Genomic DNA, 19,585 nt, shown 5'->3' with positions numbered 1-19,585 from the left:
CAGACTGCACCAGACGGTGAAAAACACCTTGCCGAACCGGGGTTCTCCTTTACCATCGCCGCCCCTATGTCCAAAAATGCCGGTATCGCCAAGACGAGGAAAGCTTACGCCAAGCGGTTCAAAATAACTGCCACGGGTAAGGTGCTGCGCCGTAAACAAGGCAAGCGCCATATTCTGCAGAACAAGAGCCGCAAGCGGAAGCGTAACCTCGGTAAAGTCGCCCTCGTGGCGGAAGTGGATGTCAAAGCAATCAAGGCGAACATGCCGTTCTCCCATCGCTAAGACGACCACGGTCTCTCAATCGAGACCACGATGAACTTGCCTGGCTTCCTTTGGGAGGCCTTCGACCAGGTGAGGCAAGCCATCGCTACCCAAACAACAGCCTGATCCTAGAGAAAGATACATGTCAAGAGCCACCAACTCCCCCGCCAGCCGGAAGCGCCGTAAGCGCGTGCTGGCAAAAGCCAAAGGTTACCGCGGCTTCCGTTCCACGCATTTCCGCTATGCGAAGGACGCCGTCCGTAAAGCCGAAACCTACGCAACTCGTGACCGCAAGGCCAAGAAGCGCAGCTTCCGCAACCTGTGGGTGCAGCGCATCAATGCCGCCACCCGTCCCCTCGGCCTGAGCTATTCCCGATTCATGGAAGGCCTCAAGTTCGCCGGTATCGAACTTGACCGCAAAGTCCTCGCGGACCTTGCCGTCAAAGACATCGCCGCCATCGAAGCCCTCGTTCAGCAGGCCAAGGCCGCGCTGGAAAAGAAGGCCGCCGAAGCGCCAAAAACCGCAGCAGCGTAAGCTTCAACGGAACCTCCAAGATTCTCAACAGCCGGGGCGCAAGCTCCGGCTGTTTTGTTATGCCCGGGCCATGCCGGGCAAGTGGGACCCATGAAAGGGCTGATCTTTGAACTTTTTGACGGACTGGTGGTCAATCATCAATGCACGGCTTTTCCCCAGCACGAGTGCTTAAAGAAGACGTGGCTTTCTGCGCGTCGTTCCTCCATCCTTCTGCGTATCCTGAGATGCGCGTTCACGCTCCCATCGAGCCCGCCTGCTGATCCATCATGTCCGCACCTTACTCCCGCCGTAGCATCCTGCGCCAGCTCACTGTTCTGGCGGCAGTGGGTTCCGCATCGCCTGCCTTGGCGCGTGAGCGGAAGCAGAAGCTGATGATTGAGAGGGTCGAAATCCATGTGCCCGGGCTTCCTCCGGCGATGGATGGCTTTCGCATCGCGCAATTGAGTGATTTGCATCTGGAGCCTTTCACGACGGAGGATGATATTTTGCTAAGCGTGCAGGCCTGCAATGCCCTGAAGCCGGACATGGTGGCTTTGACGGGTGACTTTGTGACCCACACGGCGCGCCCGGCCCCGAAGGTGGCGGAGCTGCTCTCCCAGCTGACAGCACCCTACGGAGTGTATGCCAGCCTGGGCAATCATGATTTCGCCAGTGGTGCTCCTGAGGTCATCCGGGCGCTCGCGGAGCGAAATATTCCCGTGCTGCGCAATGAAATTCGCGGCATCCATACGGACAACGGCACGCTGGTTCTCGGCGGGTTTGACTCCAGGTATGTGAACAAACCTGACGTGCGCAAGACGCTGAGTGACTGGAAGCAGCACCAGCCGCTGGTGCTGATGATGCATGAGCCGGACGCCGCTGACACGATCGCCGCCGCTGGTGTGAATGCGCTGCAAATTTCCGGGCACACGCACGGAGGGCAGCTCGTCTTCCGAGGGAAGGAGCCCATGTCTCTGCGTCGCGCCAAGTTTGGCAAAAAGTACCTCGCTGGCCGCTACGAAGTGGGTGGTCTGCAGATGTATGTGAACCGCGGCATCGGCTGCGTGGGAGTGCCACTGCGAATCGGCGCCCCGCCGGAGGTGACGGAGCTGACTCTGCGCAGTCCGGAGCTGCGGCGGGCGTGAGCGACTGCATTGCTGCGACAAGTCTGGGTGGTTCCAGCAGTTGCATGCGGGCCATGTCGCAGCTAAGTGGCCGGTTCCATGCTTTCCGAACTCGACTCTCTCAAAACCGCAGCCCTTGCCGCCCTTGACGCTGCGCAGGATGAAACCGCCCTCGAAGCTGTGCGGGTGAACTTTCTGGGCAAGAAGGGCAGTGTCACCGCTCTCAGCCAGGGCATGAAGGATGTGCCGGTGGAGCAGAAGAAGGAAGTGGGCGCCAGGCTCAATGAAGTGCGCACCGCCATCACGGAAGGAATCGACACGAAGAAGCTCGCGCTGCAGGCCGCACAGGATGCGAAGGCGGTGGAAGGCATCGACATCACGCTGCCGGGGCGTCCGGGAGCAGGCGTTGGCGCGCTGCATCCGCTGACGCAGATTCGTGATCTTGCCATCCGCACGCTGCGGCGCATGGGCTTCGCCTTGGCTGAAGGCCCGGAGATTGAAACCGAGTGGCATTGCTTCGATGCGCTGAACACGCCTGCCGACCACCCGGCCCGTAATGAGAAGGACACCTTCTACCTGCCGGATGGCCGTCTGCTGCGCACGCACACGTCCAGTGTGCAGATCCGCACCATGGAGGCCGCCAAGGCGCTGCCGATCCGCATCATTGCTCCAGGCGCTGCTTATCGCCGGGATGAGATTGACGCGACGCACCTGAGTGTCTTCAACCAGCTTGAAGGTCTTTACGTGAATCAGGACGTGAGCCTTGGTGATCTCAAAGGCACGCTGGAATACTTCTTCAGGGAGATCTTCGGTGCTGGCACGGCGGTGCGTTTCCGCCCGCACTTCTTCCCGTTCACGGAGCCGAGCTTCGAGATTGATGTGAAGCTGGAAGCGAAGGGCAAGGATGCGCGCTGGATTGAAATCGCGGGCTGCGGCATGGTTGATCCCGCTGTTTTCGCGGAGATCAACAAAGCGCGTGGCGACAACCTTTTCGATCCGGAGACCACCACGGGCTTTGCCTTTGGTCTCGGACTCGACCGCCTGGCCATGATCATGCATGGCATCACGGACATCCGTCATCTCATTGATAATGATGTACGGTTTCTGCAGCAGTTTGTGGCGTGATCTTCTGCGGCTCTTTTTGATTCTTCCTTTTCCCTTTTTTCTGTCATGCAAGTTTCCCTCTCCTGGCTCAGCACTCATCTTGACCTGAGTTCCTACACTGTCCCGCAGCTTTCTGATCTTCTCACCTTCGCGGGTGTGGAAGTCGAAGGCATTGAAGAACGCGGGGTCGCGACTGACAAGGTTGTCGTGGCGCAGATTCAGTCTTTTGAGCAGCATCCGAATGCCGACAAACTCAGTGTCTGCCAGGTGGATGACGGCAGCGGGACGGCGCGGCAGATTGTCTGCGGTGCGAAGAATTTCAAAGCCGGGGACAAGGTGCCGCTGGCGCTGCCGGGGGCTGTGCTGCCCGGCGGGTTCACCATCAAGGAGGGCAAGCTGCGTGGCGTCGATTCCATTGGCATGATGTGCAGCGGCAAGGAACTCGGCCTTGGCGAAGACCACAGTGGTCTGCTCATTATGGCGGCTGATTCACCCATCGGCACGCCGTTCAACCAGCTCAATCCTGCGGATGTGCTGTTCGATCTGGAAATCACGCCGAACCGTCCTGATCTGCTGAGCCATCTGGGGCTGGCGCGTGAACTGGCGGCGCTGACTGGGCTGCCGCTGAAGGGCGAGCGCCATCATGCGAATGCGAGCACGAAGACGAAAGCTGCAGGTGCAGAGCAAATCGAGATCAAGGCGGCTGATGCCTGCCCGCTTTATACGGCGCGCATCATCAAGGGGGTGAAAGTCGGCCCCAGCCCGGAGTGGCTGCGCCGTCGTCTGGAGAGCATCGGTCTGCGTCCGATCAACAGCATCGTGGACATCACGAACTATGTGATGATGGAGATGGGGCAGTCGCTGCATTGCTTCGATCTGGACAAGCTGAATGGTGGCATCGTCGTCCGCATGGCGGCCGAGGGGGAGAAGTTCCTTGCGCTGGATGGTCAGACCTACGCGCTGCAAACCGACGACCTTGTGATTGCGGACAGTCACCGTCCCGTCGCCATTGCGGGTGTCATGGGTGGTGAGGAAACGGGTGTCACCGAAGGCACGGTGAATGTTTTGCTGGAGAGCGCCTACTTCGCCCCGAGCGGCATCCGCCGCACCTCGCGCCGTCTGGGCCTGAGCAGCGACAGCAGCTACCGCTTTGAGCGTGGCATTGATCCGCAGCAGGTGCAGGGTGGCTCGGAACTCGCCACGAAGCTGATCCTCACCATCGCGGGTGGTGCTGCTGAGGATGTAGTGCAAGTCGCTGGCGAAGCGCCCAAGCTCGTCGGAGAAGTGACACTGGATGAAGACCGTGCGCGCAGGCTGCTTGGCACGCCGGACATGACTGGCGATGAAATTCACGCCATCCTCGAAAAGCTCGGCCTCACCAAGAAGTCCGCCAGCAAGCATGAGAGCCATTGGGGCATTCCGAGCTATCGCCTCGATCTGCAACGCCCGGTTGATCTGGTTGAGGAAGTCGCCCGTGTCATTGGCCTGGACCGCGTGCCATCGCGCCAGGTTGCTGTCGCTTCGCCGGTCGAGGCAGCGGACCGCACGTATGACTTCGCGATGAACCTGCGGCAGTCGCTTGCGGCGCGTGGCTTCTTTGAAGCGCAAACGCTGCGGCTTATTGCGGATGCGCAGCTGGCTGACAGTCTCGGTGGTGGGCAGGGTGTGGCGGTGAAAAACCCGCTGAGTGAAGATCATACCACGCTGCGCCCCAGCATCGTGCCGGGTCTCATCGCCACTGCGGCGCTCAACATCCGGCAGGGATTGCATCGTCTGCGTTTCTTTGAACTGGGCCGTGTTTTCCTCACTTTGCCGAAAGGTGGCAGCCGTGAAGAGGAGCGCCTGGCCGTGTTGCTCAGCGGGCCGGTATCGCCGACGAGCTGGCATGGCCGTGAGCCGCAGGCTGCTGACATTCATGAACTGGTGGGGCAGATCCAAAACCTCACGCGTACGCCGCTCGAAGTGCGTCCCGTGAAGGAGAACGGCGCCAACTATCTTTTGACCAGTGAACTGCGTGCCGGGAACCGCATCCTGGGCTGGATCGCGCAATTGCATCCGGCACGTGCGCGCGAAATCAATGCGCGCCATCCCGTGTATGTCGCCGAATTGCTCCTCAGCGCTCTGCGCCAGGGCAGCACGGGCCCGACGAAGTTTGAGGAGCTTCCGCGCTTCCCGGGCATGACGCGGGATGTCGCCATGGAAGTCCCCGCTGATCTTCCGCACGCCAAGGTGGCTGCGTTCTTTGCCTCCCAGAAACATCCGTTGTTTGTAGGAGCCGAGGTCTTCGACGTCTTCGCTGATCCGTCGGGAACCAAGATCGCCAAGGACCGCAAGTCGATTGCGTGGACGCTCACTTACCGTTCGTCTGACAAGACCCTCGAAACCGCTGAAGTGGATGCCGCGCATACGGCGATCCTGACGGCGCTGGAGAAGTCGTTGCCAGCGGTGGTGAGGAGGTGATAGGCTGGGGATATGAATACAGGCATCGCACTGGGCATTTGTCTTGTGGGCATTGCCGCCCTCACGCTTGGCTTTTTCGTGGCGTTGCGAGCGAAGCGGCAAGTGGGATTCCTGGCCCCCTTGGGATTCTTAGGTGCGGTTGTGCTCAGCCGAATCTGTTTGCTGGCTTCGATACCCATGATCAAGCATTCGGTTTCGGATGCAAACCAAGGCAAGCTGAGGGATATGGCGTCCAAGTTGAGCCCAGACGACCTAGCTTTTTATCTCGGGATCAGAGGTCATGCGGATGGCATTTGGTTGCTGGGAGCCCTCTTGTTCCTGATCTGCGGATGGCTTGATTTGAAATCAGCAGGCACCCAAACCTCCAAGAAGACCAGACTAGTGCTTATTCTTGGAGGCACGCTTCTTATCGTGCTTTCCGCTGTTTATCCGGTTTGGATGCGGCCGCGTTTCTGGTGATCAGTTCATCCCGCCAATCACACTCGCCACGCGGTCCATCTCCGCTTCCGTGTTGTAGAAGTGAGGGCTGAAACGGAGCAGTGGTTCTCCGGCGCGGTTGTGGCGCAGGGAGGGGGTGATGTTGTGGGCTGCGAGATGTTTGGAGATGTCCTCCAAGGAGCGCGAGGGGTGCTGCACGGTGATGATGCAGGAGGCGTTGACGCTGTTGTGAGGATCAGGGCCGAGGAAGGTGAAGCCGAGGGGCTGCAGGCCGGCGTGGAGACGGGCTTTGAGCTTCAGAAGCTGGGCGCTGATGGCGGGGAGACCGACTTCTTGAATCAAGTCGATGCCGGCTTTCATGCCGAGGATGCCGGAGATGTTGAGGGCGCCGGGTTCGTAGCGCCGGCCGCCGCGTTCGAAGGCGATCTCTTCCTGCGCGATGAAGTTGGGGCTGCGTACGTTCCAGGAGCCGAGGAGGCTGGGGCGGAGCCTGTCCTGCAGCTCTTCGCGCACGTAAAAGATGCCGGCACTCATGGGGCCGAGCATCCACTTGTGGGAATCGGCGGAGAGGAAGTCGACGTGATCGACGCGGGTCTCGAAGGCACCGACGGTCTGGATGGCATCGAGGCAGAAAAGAACGCCGCGTTCGCGCAGCATGCGGCCGATGCGGTCGATCTCGATGCGGTAGCCGCTTTGGAAGTGGCAGGAGGCGAGGGCGACGAGCTTGGTTTTGGGCGTGAGCGCGGCCTCGACGAGCTCGGGGGTGATTTCGCCAGGGAAGGAGGGCTTCAGGAGCTTTAGAACGACGCCGTGGCGCTCCAAATCGGTCCAGGGATAGACGTTGGCGGGATAGTCATCGAGGTAGCAGACGACTTCATCACCGGCCTGCCAGGGCAGGCCATTGGCGACGAGGCTGAGGCCGACGGAGGTGGGGCCGATGAGGGCAATTTCGCAGGCTTTGGCGCCGATGAGTTCTGCGGCGACCACCCGTGTTTCATTTACCGCTTTCCAGGCCTCGGGATACTCCTGCATGCGCAGGCTGCATTGCTCCAAATATTCCTGCATCGTCCGTGTGACGCGGCGCGGCAGGATGGTGACGCCGGCGTGGGCGAGGAACAGGCTGTCCTTGATGACAGGAAACTCCCGCTGCCGCAGGGCTTCATCGGACAAAAGAGCGTCGAGTGTTAGCATGGCTATGATTGAAACGACGGGTTAAGGATGCCGGATGCCCTGGCTTCCGGCATGAGCAGCCATGGGGATCAAGCGACCTTCAAGGTCTTGGCGCCTTCGTCGATGAGGTGCCAGAAGCTTTTGGACTGGCTGAGGGCCTCGTCTTCGCCGCCACCGGGCAGATTGCTGCGGAAGAGGAAGTCGGTGAGGGTGTTCTTGTGCAGCACGCGGTGCACGCTGACGTTGCCATCGACCACGGCGAAATAGATGCGGTGGTCGCCGGCACGGCAGCGGTAGAGTTTTTTGCCGCCGCGCTCGAGCACGCCGTAACGTTTGCCGAGAATCGATTCGTCAATATCGGCGGGCTGAATGTTCAGCGCTTCCAGCAGATGAAACTGCACCTGGGTGGGCAGGTGGGAGAGCTCGGCGGCGCTGATGTCATTGAAAACGATCTGGATCATGGTGCGGCAGGGCTGGGAGCGAGCTGGGCGTTGGAGGTCTGATAGCGTTTGATGACGTGCTTTTTGCGGACGGTTTCCATCCACTTGTCGATGTTGCCCTTGGATTTCTCCTGGTTGATCATTTTTTCGATTTCCGGGCGCAGCTTTTCGATGTCCGGGGCGGCACCGAGTTTTTTGGCATCGCAGGAGACGATGATGAAATTGGACTCCAGATCGAGGACCGGGCTGACGCCACCGGTTTTGAGTTCCATGGCGGTATTGGCGATGGCGGGCATCAGGTCGGTCTTGGCCATCCAGTCCCAGGCACCGCCATTTTCGGCATGGCTGTCCTGCGAGTTTGTTTTCGCCACTTTGGCAAAATCGGCACCTTGAAGGATTCTGGTGCGCAGCTCCTGGGCGATCTTTTTCTGAGTTTCCGGGGTGGAGCCGGGCTCGCCGGTGAACTTGGGGATGGTGATGGTGGAGATTTTGATCTGATCTCCTTCGCGCCATTTATCCACGTTTTTGTCGTAGTACTCCTGAACTTCGCGGGGGGTGGCGGGGGGATGGTCGCCGGCATTGCGCGCACGCATGACATTCATGATGACCATTTTCTCGCGCAGCTCGCGGAACTTTTTCACGGTCATGCCGCCCTTGGTCAGTTCATCCACGAAGGCGTCGCGGTTGCCCTTGAAGCTCTCGCGAATGATGCCGTTGATGTCGTCATCAACGTATTGGGCCTTGATGACGCCGCCAATCTTGCGGAACTCAGCGAGCAGGATTTCGCGGTCGATGAGCGTTTCGATGGCGCTCTGGCGCAGGAGAGCGATTTCCTTTTTGATGCGGTCTGGGTCATTTCTATAAGTGAACTGGATCACCTGCTCCTGGGCCTTGATGGTTTCCTCCACCTCGGAAGAGGCGATGGGGATGCCATCGACGACGGCCGCAATGCTGTTGGTGTATTGCTGGGCGAGGACGCTGGAGCAGGCGGAAAGGAGGGCAAACAGGCTGATGCGCAGGGGAATCATGACAAAAGAGGGCCTTATCGTAAGGCTTGGGGCCGCTGTGGCAAGGTGAAGTTCGCCTCCCAAGAGCGTGTAGATGCAGCTTCACCTTGCACGCGGGCGGCTCCGGTTTCTAATCTGCGCCTCCCAATCGCCGACCCCAACCAGCCATGAGCAAGAAAGCCGCCGCCAAAACCGCCCCGAAAAAAGCTGTCAAAACTGCCGCCAAGGCAGCCAGCAATTCCAAATCCCTGATGACCGAAAGCCGGGTGTTTAAACCGAGCGCTGAGTTTTCGAAGAAAGCCCGCATCAGCTCGATGGCGCAGTACAAGAAGATGCATGAGGAGTCGATCAAGCATCCGGACAAGTTCTTCGGGCGTGAGGCCAAGGAACTGCACTGGACGAAGCCCTTCACGAAGGTGCTCGACTGGAAATGCCCGAACGCCAAGTGGTTCATCGGCGGCAAGCTCAATGTCAGCGAAAACTGCCTCGACCGCCATCTGGACGGCCCGCGCAAGACCAAGGCCGCACTGATCTGGGAAGGTGAGCCCGGAGAAAAGCGTGTGCTGACCTACCAGCAGCTCCACCGCGAAGTCTGCCGTTTTGCCAATGTGCTGAAGCGCCACAAGGTCAAAAAGGGTGATCGCGTCATCATTTACATGCCGATGATTCCTGAGGCAGCCATCGCCATGCTGGCCTGCACCCGCATCGGCGCGATGCACAGCGTGATCTTCGGCGGCTTCAGCGCCGAGTCGATCAAGGACCGTGTGATTGACTGCGGCGCGAAGATCATCATCACCGCTGATGGCGGCTACCGCCGTGGTGCCGTGGTGCCTCTGAAGAAGAATGTGGATGACGCGCTCAAGGCGAAGGACACGCCTGTGGAGACGGTGATCGTGTACAAGCGCACGGGTCAGGATATTCACATCGAAGAGGGCCGTGACGTGTGGTGGCACCGTGAACTCGAATACGTGGACGCACGCTGCGCGGCGATGGCGATGGACGCGGAATCGCCTTTGTTCATTCTTTACACCAGCGGCAGCACCGGCAAGCCGAAGGGCATTCTGCACACCACCGCCGGCTATTTGCTACACGCGCAGATGACCTGCAAATACGTCTTCGACCTGCGCGACGACGATGTGTACTGGTGCACCGCCGACATCGGCTGGGTGACCGGACACACCTACATGGTCTATGGCCCGCTCGCTTTGGGTGCCACCTCGCTCATGTTTGAAGGTGCTCCGAACTGGCCTGAGAACGACCGCTTCTGGAAGGTCATCGAAGAATACGCCGTGACGGTGTTCTACACCGCGCCGACGGCGATCCGCGCCTTCATGAAGTGGGGTGATGACTGGCTGAAGAAGCATGACCTCAGCAGCCTGCGCCTGCTGGGCACCGTGGGTGAGCCAATCAATCCTGAAGCGTGGATGTGGTACCACAACAAAGTTGGCGGCGGCAGATGCCCCATCGTGGACACCTGGTGGCAGACGGAAACTGGCGGCCATATGATCACGCCGTTACCGGGTGCCACACCGACAACCCCAGGCACCGCCACGCTGCCGTTCTTCGGGGTGGATGCCGCCATCGTCGATGACCTTGGCAAAGAGGTCGGCGTCAATGAGCAGGGCAAGCTGGTCATCCGCAAGCCATGGCCGTCCATGCTGCGCGGCATCTGGGGCGACAAGAAGCGCTACCAGGACGCGTACTGGGGCGAGTTCAAAGGCTGGTACTTTGCCGGTGACGGAGCCCGCCGTGACAAGCAGGGCAACTTCTGGATCATCGGCCGCATCGACGACGTGCTCAACGTGGCGGGTCATCGCCTCGGCACCGCTGAAGTGGAAAGCGCCCTCGTGTCCCATCCTGCCGTGGCGGAAGCCGCTGTGGTGGGCCGCCCTGATGAGATGAAGGGACAGGGCGTGGTGTGCTTTGTGACCGTGAAGGAAGGCATCAAGTCCAGCCGCGAACTCGCCGAAGAGCTGAAGAAGCACGTCCGCAAAGTCATCGGCCCGGTGGCCACTCCGGACGAGGTTCGCTTTGCTGCGGCGCTGCCGAAGACGCGCTCTGGCAAGATCATGCGCCGCCTCCTGAAGCAGATCGCCGCCGGCGAACTGATCAAAGGCGACACAACGACGCTGGAGGACATCAACGTCATCGCGCAGCTTGCTGCGGGTGGGGAAGACTGATCCGAGAGACAGGGCGATTCGATCACTGGGAAAGCACCACCAGCAGGTGGTGCTTTCTTTTTTTATGCCATGGAGATCATGCGGCCAGAATGACATGAATCCTCCTTGATCGACGTTTTCATGTCGTGCCAACTTATCCAACCACCATGAAACATACGCTCCCGCTGGTCCTTGCCTTTTGTTCGTTAGCCTCGCTGCATGCCGAGAACTGGCCGATGTGGCGCGGAGCGAACGGAGATGGCAGCACGGTGGAGTCGAGGCTGCCGGAGAAGTGGAGTCAGAATGAGAACGTGGTGTGGAAGGTGGCGCTGCCGGAGCGGGGGAACTCGACGCCGGTGGTGTGGGGGGATAGGGTGCTGGTGACGCAGGCGATTGAGAAGGAAGGAAAGCGGCTGCTGCTGTGCTTTGATAAAAAAACAGGCAAGCAGCTCTGGGAGGCGGGCACGATCTACCGTGAGCCGGAGCTGACGCATGCCACGAATCCTTACTGCGCGGCTTCACCGGCGACGGATGGGGAGCGCGTGATCGTGTTCTTCGCCTCGGCGGGTGTGTTTTGCTATGACATGAATGGCAAGGAGCTGTGGAAGCGCACGGACCTGGGCAAGCAGCACCACATCTGGGGCAACGGGACATCGCCAGTGCTGGCGGGGGACCGGGTGTTTCTGAACTTCGGGCCCGGGGAGAACACGGTGATGTACTGCTTTGACAAAAAGACAGGTAAAACGATCTGGCAGCACAAGGAGCCGGGCGGCGCCTCCGGAGAAGGTGCGGACAAGAAGTGGCTGGGTTCATGGGCAGATCCGCTGCTGCGCAAGGTCGGGTCACGGGAGGAACTGCTGATGAGCTACCCCCGTCGCGCCTGTGCCTTTGATCCGCAGACGGGCAAGGAGCTGTGGACTTCGGGTGGCCTGACCGACCTCGTCTACAATTCGCCGTTGTTTGCCGATGGGGTGATGATCGCCATGAGCGGCTACGGCGGTGCGGCGCTGGCGGTGAAGACCGGGGGGGATGGAGATGTGACCGAGAAGAACCGTGTCTGGCACCTGCCGAAGGTGAGTCAGCGCATTGGCAGCGGGGTGGTGCATGACGGCTATCATTACATCCTGAGTGATGGCGGGATTGTCGAATGCCGGGACCTCAAGACGGGGGCGATGGTGTTTCAGGAGCGACTCAAGGGGAACAACTGGTCTTCGCTGGTGCTGAGCGCGGACGGCAAATGCTATGCGGCGAACCAGATCGGTGATTGCTTCGTGTTTAAGGCCAGCCCAAAATTCGAACTGCTGGCGACGAATTCACTGGGGGAGAAAATCATTGGCTCCATCGCCGTGAGCGACGGCCAGCTTTTCATCCGGGGCTACAAGCACCTGTGGTGCATTGGGAAGAAGTAGAGGAGGGGAGTCGGGATTAGCCTGCAAAGGGGAGGTGCAGGCTCTGTATTTCCCTTTGACCCTGCGGGGGCGCAACGCTAACGAGGGCGCTCCCGACTATGGCCGCCTCAGACCGTCAGCACACACTCGCCAAGTCCGTCTCGATGACGGGCACCTCGCTGCATACCGGCGAACAGGTTACTCTCACCCTCCAACCCGCTCCGGAGAACTTTGGGTTCAAATTCCGCCGCATGGATCTGGAGGACAAGCCCTTCATCCCGGCGCTGGTCGAGAAAGTCCAGAAAGTGGAGCGTGCTACAACGATTGCCGAGGGCGGGGTCAATGTGCATACCGTCGAGCACGTGATCTCCGCACTCGCGGGCATGGGCGTGGACAATGCGATCATCGAGATGGATGCCAATGAGCCGCCCATTGCTGACGGGAGCTCGATGCCCTTTGTGGAGTTGATCAAGTCCGCCGGGCTGCAGGAGCAAAAGGAGGCGCGCAAGGTTTTCGAAGTGCGTGAGCCGATCTACCAGGAAACGCGCGACGGCACGATCCTGACCATTGTTCCCGACAAGAAGTTCCGCATCTCCTGCACCAATGTGGGCCCGGGCGGACGCTTCACGCAGTATTTCAGCACCGAGATCAATCCGGAGACCTACGAGAAGGAAATCGCGGCGGCGCGTACCTTTGTGTACTATGAGGACATCGCTCCGCTGATGGAGAAGGGACTCATCAAGGGCGGTACGCTGGAGGCGGCGGTCGTCATTCGTGGGGACACGCTGCTCTCGAAGCAGCCACTGCGCTTTGCGGACGAGTTCGTCCGGCACAAGATTCTCGACATCGTGGGAGACTTGATGCTCTCCGGCAAGCGCATCCAGGGGCACGTTATTGCGGTGCGTCCGGGGCATGGGCCGAACACGGAACTGGCCCGCGCCATCGTGGCGCAGTACAACCAGATGCGCAGCATGGTGCCGGCGCCGGTGCACATTCCCGGTGGCGAGGCCGTCCTCGACATCAACGAGGTGATGAACATCCTGCCGCACCGCTATCCCTTCCTGCTGGTGGACCGCATCATCGGATTCGAAGGCGAATCGAAGTGCACGGGCATCAAGAATGTCACGATCAACGAGCCGTATTTCCAGGGGCATTTCCCCGGCCATCCGATCATGCCCGGCGTGCTGCAGCTTGAGGCGATGGCGCAGGTGGCCAGCATCGTGCTGCTGCGCATGCCTGGGAACCAGGGCAAGATCGGCTACTTCATGAGCGCCAACAATGTGAAGTGGCGCAGGCCGGTGCTGCCGGGCGACACGCTCCTCATCGAAACGGAAATCCTCAAGACCAAGCGCAGCATCGCCAGCGGCATTGGCCGTTGCAGCGTCAACGGGCAGGTCGTTTCCGAGGCTGAGCTGATGTTCAGCGTGGTGGATCGCTAAAAGTTAGATTGTTGACGCATGCCCGCCTCGATTCACCCGACCGCCATCATTGATCCGACCGCCAAGATCGGTGCGGATGTCCACATTGGTCCGTATTGCATCATTGGGGCGGACGTGGAACTGGGAGATGGCTGCTGGCTCCAGCACCATGTGACGGTGATGGGGCCGTCGAAGATCGGGAAGAACAACAAATTCTTCGCCTACGGCTCCATCGGGCAGCAGACGCAGGATTTGAAATACAGCGCCGAGCCGACCTGGCTGGAAGTGGGGGACAACAACACCTTCCGTGAGTTTTGCTCCGTGCACCGCGCCACCTCCGCCGGAGACAAGACGGTGATCGGCAGCCATAACAATTTTCTCTCCTACGTGCACATCGCGCATGACTGCATCGTGGGGAATCACGTCATCTTTTCCAACAACGGCACGCTGGCCGGGCATGTGGTCGTTGGGGACCACGTCATCATCGGCGGGCTCACGGCGGTGCATCAGTTTTGCCGCATCGGCACGCGCTCGATCATCGGCGGCTGCGCCAAAGTGGTGCAGGACATCCCGCCTTTCTGCACGGCGGATGGCAATCCGGCGCGTGCGCGGGGCTTGAACATCGTCGGTCTGCAGCGCGCGGGTTTCACCCGTGAGCAGATGCGCTCCCTGCGTGAGGCGTTTCGAAAAGTGTATCGGAGCGGGCTGAACAACGCCCAGGCCGTGGAGGAGCTGCGTGGCGGGGAGCTTTCGCCTGAAGCGGCGGCTTTTACGGATTTCGTGGCCAGCACGAAGCGCGGGATCATCTTCGGCGGCAAAGCCGAGGCGGAGGAAGAGTAGCGCTGTTCCTGCGGAACAGGGGTGCGCGTGGCAGGCGCCAGCGCCTGGAGTGCTGTGAGATGTGGGCGAGGCGGGGCCGCCCTTGTTGCACAGCAACAAGGCTACTTTGGCTGTATCCTTGCTTTCGTGTGGGCGGTGAGTCGTGCTAGAGTGGCTTTCTTCGATGCAAATCTTATTAGTCACCGAGCCTGGAGTGGATGGCGTGTTCCGGCACGTCGAGGCGCTGGCGTCGTTTTTGATGGAGCGTGATCATCGCGTTCATCTGGCGTATTCGGATGTGCGGGGTTCGGACCGGCTGACGCAGCTGGTGGCGAAGGTTGCCGCAGCGGGTGGCAGGACGGTGAATCTCGCGGTGAGCAATGCACCCGGCCCGGGTGATGTGAGGGCGCTGCTGAAGCTGCGCAGGCTGGTGAGGGAGGCGCGGCCGGATGTGATCCATGCGCACAGTTCCAAGGCGGGGGCGCTGGCGCGCGCGCTGGTGTGGCTCGGTGTGTGGCAGCCGGTTTTCTACACGCCGCATGCGTATTACGGTCTCTCTGGCAAGGGTGGGATGAAGTCCCGGGTGTTCAATGCGGTGGAGGCGGTGCTCGGACGTATTGGCACGACGATCAACTTGTCTGAGGGAGAGCGAGCTTTTGCGCGGAACACTTTGAAGATTCCGCAGGTGCGGCTGCGATTGATTGCGAACCCTGTGGATTGTGCGCGGTTTCGGCCTGCAGATGTAGCGAAGCGGAAGGAGATTCGTGCCTCTCTCGGAGTGCCAGAAGATGCCATCCTGCTGGGGTCGGTGGGACGGCTGGCGTTTCAAAAGGACCCGCTGACGCTGTATCACGCGTTTGCCAAAGCCTGCCAACAAAGGCCCGAGCTGTGGCTGTATCATCTGGGGGAGGGCGAGCTTTCGGCTGAGTGTGCGGCGCTTGCTGATGAGCTGGGCATTCGTGAGCGGATTGTTCGCCAGACTTACTTGTCGGAGCCGTTGTCGTTTTATCAGGCGCTGGATGGGATGATCCTGACCTCACGCTATGAAGGGCTGTCCTTTGCGGTGCTGGAGGCGCTGGCTTGTGATCTGCCGGTGATTTTGAGCCGGGTGCCTGGAAACAATGACTTCATGGAGATGGGGCTGTCGCACTGCTGGTCGGCGGGGAAAGAGGATGTGGATGGGTTTGCGAAGGTGATCGGGCAATGGGCGCAGGATTGCGGGCAGGGGAGGGCTTCGAATCACCGGCAGATCGCGGAGTCGAGGTTCAGCCAGGAGGCGTGTTTCGGGGCGATTGTGCGGGAGTATGAGCAAAAAGTCTCCGCTTCCTGAGAGCTGCGCGCCACGCGGCTTGATCTCGGGAGCGCAGGCGCTTAGCTTTTCGGCTTCCATGTCATTGTTCCGACATCTTCTGGGGTTGTTCTGCCTTGCCGCTGTGTCGGTTCATGCGGCGGAGGTGCCGTGGGAGCCGGCGATGCGGGATGGCACGGCCTACTGGGCAGGTGTGGTGAAGCAGCAGGCGGAGACGATGAAGGAGGCGCAGGCGAAACTCATTTTCATCGGCGATTCGCTCACGGAGAGCTGGGACAAGGAGGTCTGGCAGAGGCGCATCGCACCTGCACAGGCGCTGAATTTTGGTATTGGGGGCGAGGGGCCGCAGCATGTGCTGTGGCGCATTGAGCATGGCATTCTGGACGGACCCGCACCTGAGACGGTGGTGCTCATGATCGGCATCAACAACTTCTGGCGGCACTTCAGCGCTGCTGATACGGCGCGTGGGATTGAAACCATTGTGGAGCGTGTTCATGCGAGGCATCCGACGACGCGGATTGTGCTGCTCGGGTTGCTGCCGGTGTATGAGGCGGCATCGCCGATTCGGCCTTGGATTGCGGAAATCAATCGGGGGCTCAAAAAGCTCGATGGTCGGAACAAGGTGGAGTTCTTGGATTTTTCAGCCGCATTTTTGGAACCGGACGGCAACCAGCGAGTGCAGCTGTATCAGGAGGATCATCTGCATCTCTCCAAGGCGGGCTACGTCGTGCTGACTCGTGAACTCACGCCTGTGCTCAAACTGCCTGCCGCCCTGCCATGAAGCCGATCAATCCCACGCTGCGAATTGCTGAACTGGATGCTTTGCGCGGCATCGCAGCCATGGCGGTCATCCTGTTTCATTTCACCAGCGGCATCGCTAAGAACTGGGCGTTTGAGCAATCGTGGTTTCATCTGTATGACCCGCCGTTCGAGTTTCCGTATGGTGGAACCGGGGTGGATCTGTTTTTCATGATCAGCGGCTTTGTCATTTTCATGACGCTGGATCGTGCGAGGTCGGTGATGCACTTCGCGGTGGGGCGATTTTCGCGTTTGTATCCGACGTTCTGGGCCTGTGCGGCCATCACGTTGCTGGTGACGGAAATTTATGGTCTGTCGGGGATGGAGGTCACGCAGCGTGATGCACTTTGGAACATCACGATGCTGCCACGCTTTGCGCGTGCGCAGATGATTGATGGCGCGTACTGGTCGTTGGAGTTTGAGATCTTGTTTTACGTGGCCATGCTTGTTCTTCATCGCATGGGGGCTTTCAAGAAATGGACGGTGCCGGTGCTGCTGCTCTGGCTGGCGACTGCGGCGGCGGCGCATGGGGTGCTGACTTATGGGGAGCCGGAGTCGTTGGTTTATGGGCTGACAGGGAAGATCAAGGCGGTGACCAGCCTCGACTACATTCATCTGTTTGGCGTCGGCATGATTTTGTATGATTCGCACCGCCGGCGGGCGTGGAGCCTGGGGCATACGCTGGTGCTGGTGGCATGTGGGGCGCTGGCGTTTTGGAAGTCGGCGTTTCCGCTGCACTTTGCGTTTGTCGTTGGATTTGCGTTGCTACTGCATCTGGCGACGACGGGGTGGCTGCCTTTTCTCAATGCGAAGCCGCTGGTGTTTCTGGGGGCGATTTCGTACCCGCTGTATCTCATTCATCAAAACATCGGGCTGGTGCTGCTGAATGCTCTGGGTGGTGTGACGGATTCGGCGTGGCTGCGTCTGGGCGTGACGGTGGCTGCGATGGTGACGCTGGCCTGGGTGATCTCGGTGTGTATTGAGAGGCCGTCGATGAGGTGGGTGAGGGAGAGGATGAAGAGGTTTACGTGATGGGGGGCAAATGGGCTCGTGGAGCGCGGGCCTCCGAGCCCGCAGCATACCGCAAATGCATGGGGCTCCGCAGTTCCCCTGTTTCGTCCTCCGCGCCGAGAGCCGAAGGGCTAGAGGCGTTTGTTTTGAATCTGCACATCCCTACCGTGAATCACGTGCTGCGGACTCGGAGGTCCGCGCTCCTTGGCTGCATTGGAGCTCAGGCCTTCTGCGCCTGCAGCCATGCCTGAAACATGAGAATGTCCCAGAGGTAGAAGTGCCAGTTGCGGGTGCTGCTGAGGTGTTCCTGCCATTTTTGGCGGATGGGGGCGGGATGGAAGAAGCCTTCACGTTTCAGGCGGGACTCGCTGAGCAGATCCTCCGCCCAATCGCGAAGGGGGCCGCGCAGCCAGATTTCCAGAGGGATGCCAAAGCCCTGCTTGGGACGGTCGATCATGGCCTTGGGGACGTGGCGGTAGAGCGTTTCGCGCATGAGCCATTTGCCTTTGCCGTCGCGGACCTTCATGGAATACGGGATGGTCCAGGCGAACTCGATCAAGTTGGTGTCGAGCAAAGGGATGCGGCCTTCGAGACTGACGCCCATGGCGGCGCGGTCCACTTTGGTGAGGATGTCGCCGGGCAGGTAGGTCTCCATGTCGAGGTACATCATGCGGTGGGTGAAGTCACTCACGCGAGGCCATGCCTTGGTGTTGGTGATGGCGGTGACAGGATCTTTGCCGTCGATGACGATGTCCGTGGGCTTTTTCCAGTAGGACATGAGTGTGAGATAGAGCGACTCCATGCCTGGGGCGGCGACGACTTCCGCGAGCTTGTGCAATTTATCACCGACAGGAATGTGGCGCTTGCTCTTGGGCAGGAACATGGCGCCGATGCTGTTCATCACGCCCGCCGGCATGAGGGTGAGTGCGGCTGCGGCTGCCTTCTTCATCGCGGGTGGCATCCAGGCGAACTTGCTGTGGAGGCTGCGGCCCATGGCGTAGCGTTCGTAGCCGCCGAATAGTTCGTCTCCGGCATCACCGCTGAGGGCCACGGTGACGTGCTGCTTCGCCATCTTGCAGACGAGGTGAGTGGGGATCTGCGAGTAGTCGGCAAAGGGTTCATCGTAGAGCGCGGGCAGTTGCGGAATGACATTCAGCGCGTCCTCACCGGTGACGTACATTTCGGTGTGTTCGGTGCCGAGGTGTTTGGCCACGCTCTTGGCGATTTCGGCTTCGTTGTACTGCTTTTCGTGAAAACCGATGGTGAAGGTTCGCACGGGGCGCTCGCTTTGCTTCTGCATCATCGCCACAATGAGGGAGGAGTCGATGCCACCGCTGAGGAAGGCACCGAGAGGCACGTCGGAGATCATGCGCATGCCCACGGCTTTCTTGAGCATGGACTCAAAGGTGTCGATGGCTTCGGTCTCGGTGCCGGTGAAGGGATGGTCGAGGCCGCGCTCGACGACGTGCGGCAGGCTCCAGTAGCAGCCGGGTTGCGGGCGTTCGGAGGGAGCTTTGAAGCTCAGTATTGCAGCAGGCGGCAGCTTTTTGAAACCCTGATAAATGCAGAGCGGATCTGGGATGTAGTTGAAGCGCAGCAGTGACGTGAGGGCCTCACGGTCCACGGCGGCGTTGAAGCCGGGGAAGCGCTGGATGGCTTTCAACTCGGAGGCGAAGACGAAGGTTTCGCCGATCCAGCCGTAGTAGAGCGGCTTTTCGCCCATGCGATCGCGGGCGAGATGCAGCATGCGCTCCTGTTTGTCCCACACGGCGAAGGCAAACATGCCATTGAAGCGTTGGGTGGCTGCCACGACACCCCAATGGCAAAAGGCGGCCAGCATGATCTCGGTGTCGGAGTGGCCGCGCCAGGTATGGCCGAGGGGTTCGAGTTCGGCGCGCAGATCTTGGAAGTTGTAGATCTCGCCATTGAACACGATGACAAAGCGCCCGTCCGCGCTGTTCATTGGCTGATGGCCGAGCGGTGAGAGATCGAGAATGGAAAGGCGGCGATGGCCCAGAGCGATGCCGCTGGCTGAGTCCACCCAGGCACCGGCGTCATCCGGGCCACGCAGGATGATGGCGTCCGTCATGGCGGTGACAATGGCGTTCATCTCGTGCGATGGGCACGCGGAGGGAGGATTGAAGAAACCAGCGATGCCGCACATG

The 19,585-nt window shown here is 60.1% G+C and carries 17 protein-coding genes; 13 read left to right on the top strand and 4 right to left on the bottom strand.

Annotation, left to right across the window (positions count from 1 at the left end; genetic code table 11):
• Positions 1 to 66 precede the first annotated feature (66 nt).
• The 6 genes from rpmI (at position 67) to ACILSL_RS05765 (ending at position 5,922) form a co-directional block, all read left to right on the top strand.
• Positions 67 to 282, top strand: coding sequence for a 50S ribosomal protein L35 (gene rpmI, locus ACILSL_RS05790; RefSeq protein WP_377164684.1), 216 nt, complete (start codon positions 67 to 69; stop codon positions 280 to 282).
• Between the two features lie 121 nt (positions 283 to 403).
• Positions 404 to 796, top strand: a complete 393-nt coding sequence (gene rplT / locus ACILSL_RS05785) for a 50S ribosomal protein L20 (RefSeq protein ID WP_395731049.1) — start codon at positions 404 to 406, stop codon at positions 794 to 796.
• 266 nt (positions 797 to 1,062) lie between these two features.
• A complete protein-coding gene (locus ACILSL_RS05780; protein WP_395731048.1) occupies positions 1,063 to 1,920 on the top strand; it encodes a metallophosphoesterase in 858 nt (285 codons plus the stop codon).
• A gap of 78 nt (positions 1,921 to 1,998) precedes the next feature.
• Positions 1,999 to 3,024 carry a phenylalanine--tRNA ligase subunit alpha gene (locus tag ACILSL_RS05775; RefSeq protein ID WP_395731047.1) on the top strand — a complete coding sequence of 342 codons (1,026 nt, stop codon included), beginning with the start codon at positions 1,999 to 2,001 and terminating at the stop codon, positions 3,022 to 3,024.
• 45 nt (positions 3,025 to 3,069) lie between these two features.
• Entirely contained in the window at positions 3,070 to 5,463 is a 2,394-nt protein-coding gene (gene pheT, locus ACILSL_RS05770) for a phenylalanine--tRNA ligase subunit beta (RefSeq protein WP_395731046.1), read from the top strand.
• Positions 5,464 to 5,475: 12 nt separating this feature from the next.
• Positions 5,476 to 5,922, top strand: a complete 447-nt coding sequence (locus ACILSL_RS05765; protein ID WP_395731045.1) for a hypothetical protein — start codon at positions 5,476 to 5,478, stop codon at positions 5,920 to 5,922.
• On the opposite strand, the gene ACILSL_RS05760 is transcribed toward ACILSL_RS05765, so the two are convergent.
• From ACILSL_RS05760 to ACILSL_RS05750, 3 genes are all read right to left on the bottom strand, one after another.
• The gene (locus ACILSL_RS05760; RefSeq protein WP_395731044.1) at positions 5,923 to 7,092 is read right to left on the bottom strand and encodes an aminotransferase class V-fold PLP-dependent enzyme; all 1,170 of its coding nucleotides are present in this window, start codon (positions 7,090 to 7,092) and stop codon (positions 5,923 to 5,925) included.
• Positions 7,093 to 7,160: 68 nt separating this feature from the next.
• Complete coding sequence (locus tag ACILSL_RS05755; protein WP_395731043.1) at positions 7,161 to 7,532, bottom strand: type II toxin-antitoxin system RelE/ParE family toxin; 372 nt, start codon at positions 7,530 to 7,532, stop codon at positions 7,161 to 7,163.
• Positions 7,529 to 8,539 carry a peptidylprolyl isomerase gene (locus ACILSL_RS05750; RefSeq protein WP_395731042.1) on the bottom strand — a complete coding sequence of 337 codons (1,011 nt, stop codon included), beginning with the start codon at positions 8,537 to 8,539 and terminating at the stop codon, positions 7,529 to 7,531. Before ACILSL_RS05750 ends, ACILSL_RS05755 begins: the two co-directional genes overlap by 4 nt.
• Before the next feature lie 230 nt (positions 8,540 to 8,769).
• On the opposite strand from ACILSL_RS05750, the gene acs reads away from it, so the two are divergent.
• From acs to ACILSL_RS05715, 7 genes are all read left to right on the top strand, one after another.
• Positions 8,770 to 10,698, top strand: a complete 1,929-nt coding sequence (gene acs, locus ACILSL_RS05745) for an acetate--CoA ligase (RefSeq protein WP_395731063.1) — start codon at positions 8,770 to 8,772, stop codon at positions 10,696 to 10,698.
• 146 nt (positions 10,699 to 10,844) lie between these two features.
• Positions 10,845 to 12,086 (top strand): PQQ-binding-like beta-propeller repeat protein, encoded by a 1,242-nt coding sequence (locus ACILSL_RS05740; RefSeq protein WP_395731041.1) that lies wholly within the window; start codon positions 10,845 to 10,847, stop codon positions 12,084 to 12,086.
• 98 nt (positions 12,087 to 12,184) lie between these two features.
• Complete coding sequence (locus tag ACILSL_RS05735; protein WP_395731040.1) at positions 12,185 to 13,504, top strand: bifunctional UDP-3-O-[3-hydroxymyristoyl] N-acetylglucosamine deacetylase/3-hydroxyacyl-ACP dehydratase; 1,320 nt, start codon at positions 12,185 to 12,187, stop codon at positions 13,502 to 13,504.
• Positions 13,505 to 13,522: 18 nt separating this feature from the next.
• Positions 13,523 to 14,323 (top strand): acyl-ACP--UDP-N-acetylglucosamine O-acyltransferase, encoded by an 801-nt coding sequence (lpxA, locus tag ACILSL_RS05730; protein ID WP_395731039.1) that lies wholly within the window; start codon positions 13,523 to 13,525, stop codon positions 14,321 to 14,323.
• 163 nt (positions 14,324 to 14,486) lie between these two features.
• Complete coding sequence (locus tag ACILSL_RS05725; RefSeq protein ID WP_395731038.1) at positions 14,487 to 15,632, top strand: glycosyltransferase; 1,146 nt, start codon at positions 14,487 to 14,489, stop codon at positions 15,630 to 15,632.
• Between the two features lie 58 nt (positions 15,633 to 15,690).
• Positions 15,691 to 16,392: a GDSL-type esterase/lipase family protein gene (locus tag ACILSL_RS05720; RefSeq protein WP_395731037.1), complete on the top strand. Its 702-nt coding sequence runs from the start codon at positions 15,691 to 15,693 to the stop codon at positions 16,390 to 16,392.
• Positions 16,389 to 17,441: an acyltransferase family protein gene (locus ACILSL_RS05715; protein ID WP_395731036.1), complete on the top strand. Its 1,053-nt coding sequence runs from the start codon at positions 16,389 to 16,391 to the stop codon at positions 17,439 to 17,441. Before ACILSL_RS05720 ends, ACILSL_RS05715 begins: the two co-directional genes overlap by 4 nt.
• Before the next feature lie 199 nt (positions 17,442 to 17,640).
• On the opposite strand, the gene asnB is transcribed toward ACILSL_RS05715, so the two are convergent.
• Positions 17,641 to 19,584 (bottom strand): asparagine synthase (glutamine-hydrolyzing), encoded by a 1,944-nt coding sequence (gene asnB, locus ACILSL_RS05710; protein ID WP_395731035.1) that lies wholly within the window; start codon positions 19,582 to 19,584, stop codon positions 17,641 to 17,643.
• Position 19,585 lies beyond the last annotated feature (1 nt).

This window comes from Prosthecobacter sp. (assembly GCF_044222345.1).
Lineage (GTDB): Bacteria > Verrucomicrobiota > Verrucomicrobiia > Verrucomicrobiales > Verrucomicrobiaceae > Prosthecobacter.
The sequence above is the reverse complement of the archived record's forward strand: the minus strand, read 5'-3'. Positions and strand labels throughout refer to the sequence as shown.

Excerpts from the sequence above, each read along its gene's own strand:
- rpmI (WP_377164684.1), top strand. The coding sequence starts at position 67 with ATGTCCAAAAATGCCGGTATCGCCAAGACGAGGAAAGCTTACGCCAAG.
- rplT (WP_395731049.1), top strand. The coding sequence starts at position 404 with ATGTCAAGAGCCACCAACTCCCCCGCCAGCCGGAAGCGCCGTAAGCGC.
- ACILSL_RS05780 (WP_395731048.1), top strand. The coding sequence starts at position 1,063 with ATGTCCGCACCTTACTCCCGCCGTAGCATCCTGCGCCAGCTCACTGTT.
- ACILSL_RS05775 (WP_395731047.1), top strand. The coding sequence starts at position 1,999 with ATGCTTTCCGAACTCGACTCTCTCAAAACCGCAGCCCTTGCCGCCCTT.
- pheT (WP_395731046.1), top strand. The coding sequence starts at position 3,070 with ATGCAAGTTTCCCTCTCCTGGCTCAGCACTCATCTTGACCTGAGTTCC.
- ACILSL_RS05765 (WP_395731045.1), top strand. The coding sequence starts at position 5,476 with ATGAATACAGGCATCGCACTGGGCATTTGTCTTGTGGGCATTGCCGCC.
- ACILSL_RS05760 (WP_395731044.1), bottom strand. The coding sequence starts at position 7,092 with ATGCTAACACTCGACGCTCTTTTGTCCGATGAAGCCCTGCGGCAGCGG.
- ACILSL_RS05755 (WP_395731043.1), bottom strand. The coding sequence starts at position 7,532 with ATGATCCAGATCGTTTTCAATGACATCAGCGCCGCCGAGCTCTCCCAC.
- ACILSL_RS05750 (WP_395731042.1), bottom strand. The coding sequence starts at position 8,539 with ATGATTCCCCTGCGCATCAGCCTGTTTGCCCTCCTTTCCGCCTGCTCC.
- acs (WP_395731063.1), top strand. The coding sequence starts at position 8,770 with ATGACCGAAAGCCGGGTGTTTAAACCGAGCGCTGAGTTTTCGAAGAAA.
- ACILSL_RS05740 (WP_395731041.1), top strand. The coding sequence starts at position 10,845 with ATGAAACATACGCTCCCGCTGGTCCTTGCCTTTTGTTCGTTAGCCTCG.
- ACILSL_RS05735 (WP_395731040.1), top strand. The coding sequence starts at position 12,185 with ATGGCCGCCTCAGACCGTCAGCACACACTCGCCAAGTCCGTCTCGATG.
- lpxA (WP_395731039.1), top strand. The coding sequence starts at position 13,523 with ATGCCCGCCTCGATTCACCCGACCGCCATCATTGATCCGACCGCCAAG.
- ACILSL_RS05725 (WP_395731038.1), top strand. The coding sequence starts at position 14,487 with ATGCAAATCTTATTAGTCACCGAGCCTGGAGTGGATGGCGTGTTCCGG.
- ACILSL_RS05720 (WP_395731037.1), top strand. The coding sequence starts at position 15,691 with ATGTCATTGTTCCGACATCTTCTGGGGTTGTTCTGCCTTGCCGCTGTG.
- ACILSL_RS05715 (WP_395731036.1), top strand. The coding sequence starts at position 16,389 with ATGAAGCCGATCAATCCCACGCTGCGAATTGCTGAACTGGATGCTTTG.
- asnB (WP_395731035.1), bottom strand. The coding sequence starts at position 19,584 with ATGTGCGGCATCGCTGGTTTCTTCAATCCTCCCTCCGCGTGCCCATCG.